The 1,322-nt window shown below is 66.6% G+C and carries 1 protein-coding gene and 1 pseudogene; both read right to left on the reverse strand.

Going from position 1 to position 1,322, the window contains the following annotated elements:
* Positions 1-480: pseudogene (locus ACWD4P_RS38265) on the reverse strand (IS200/IS605 family accessory protein TnpB-related protein); the annotation flags it as partial.
* Positions 473-1,051: an IS607 family transposase gene (locus tag ACWD4P_RS38270; protein ID WP_449782829.1), complete on the reverse strand. Its 579-nt coding sequence runs from the start codon at positions 1,049-1,051 to the stop codon at positions 473-475. The pseudogene ACWD4P_RS38265 and the gene ACWD4P_RS38270, both read right to left, overlap by 8 nt.
* Between the last annotated feature and the right edge of the window lie 271 nt (positions 1,052-1,322).

The following is a 1,322-nucleotide window of genomic DNA, read 5'->3' on the forward strand; positions in this document are numbered from 1 at the left end:
GTCGAGGCGGTGTTCCAGAATCGCCAGGCGGCGCGATTTGTGGAACCACTCGCCCTTCGAGCGGTAGCCGCCCGCAGCACGCTTGGTGCCCTTCTCACCGACCGGCTGGGACAGGCGGTGCATCAGCATGCGCACACCGGCCTCAAGGCCCTGGATGTGGGCGAGCTGGCAGCGACGGGACAGCGCCCACTGATCGTGCGTGGCCTTCGTGATCGCTCCGGCCCACCGCGAGGACGAGGCGCCCGTCAGGTCCCGTTTCCGCGCCGCCCACGTATCGGTGGAATGGTCACCCGCGTCCCGGCAGCGGGCCTTGAGGTCGCGGGACGCCAGGTGTCCGAGGTGTTCGCCGACCAGGCGCAACACCTTTTCATCCTCGGGCGTGAGGTGCTTGAGACGGTCGCGTATCGCGACACCGGACGGCCCGAGGGCGACGAACGGCGCATCGATGGTACGGAGCTGCTTCTTTTTCGGCTCAGTCATCGGCGGCAGCCGCCTCAAGAGCCTTGCGGGCCCGGTTCTTCGCCGAGCGGCGACCGTACAGGCGGGCGCAGAACGAGGTCAGTACCTCCACCATGTCCCGCACCAGATCGTCTTCCACCTCACCCTCGTCCAGGACCACCAGACGGCGGCCCGTCGCGGATAATGCGGCCTCGACGAGTTCCACGTTCATCCGGCCCAGGCGGTCTTTGTGCTCGACCACGACCGTGGTCACATCCGGGTCGGCCAGAAGGCGCTTCGCCTTGGACCTGCCACCGTTCATGCCCGACCCGATCTCGGACTCCACACGCACCGCCCGGTGACCGGTGCTGGCCGCCCAGACGACCAGGCGCGCCAACTGCCGTTCCAGATCACTCTTCTGGTCATGCGAACAGACACGGGCATACAGGCCCAGGCCGCCCGTCACGGACGGTGAGGAGTTCGCCTCGATGTTCACCAGGATCGTGCGCGGACCGACCCGCTGAGCAGGTACCGGCAACGTGCCCTCACGGAACCAGCGATACGCGGTATGCGGATGCACACCGTTCGCCACCGCCCACTCCTTGAGGTTCACACGGAGACCATAACACCCACTCAAAGGCTGTAATACACACCCGAGTTGATTCAATCCCGAACAGTTCACGACCCCATACGGGCTGCCCGAGTGATGTCCCGCCGCAACGACGGCGCCCCCGGTGACTTCATCGGAGACCTACCTGTCAACTCCTTCACCCACCCTGCCGGCCTGCCCTCGACAACTACCTCTCGGCCGACTGCCGGCCATGGATCAATCCAGCGCTACCCCGGGACCCTGACCCGCCGCCGGAGGGGCCGGCGCAGGAAAC

The sequence above is a fragment of the Kitasatospora sp. NPDC002543 genome (genome assembly GCF_053594915.1).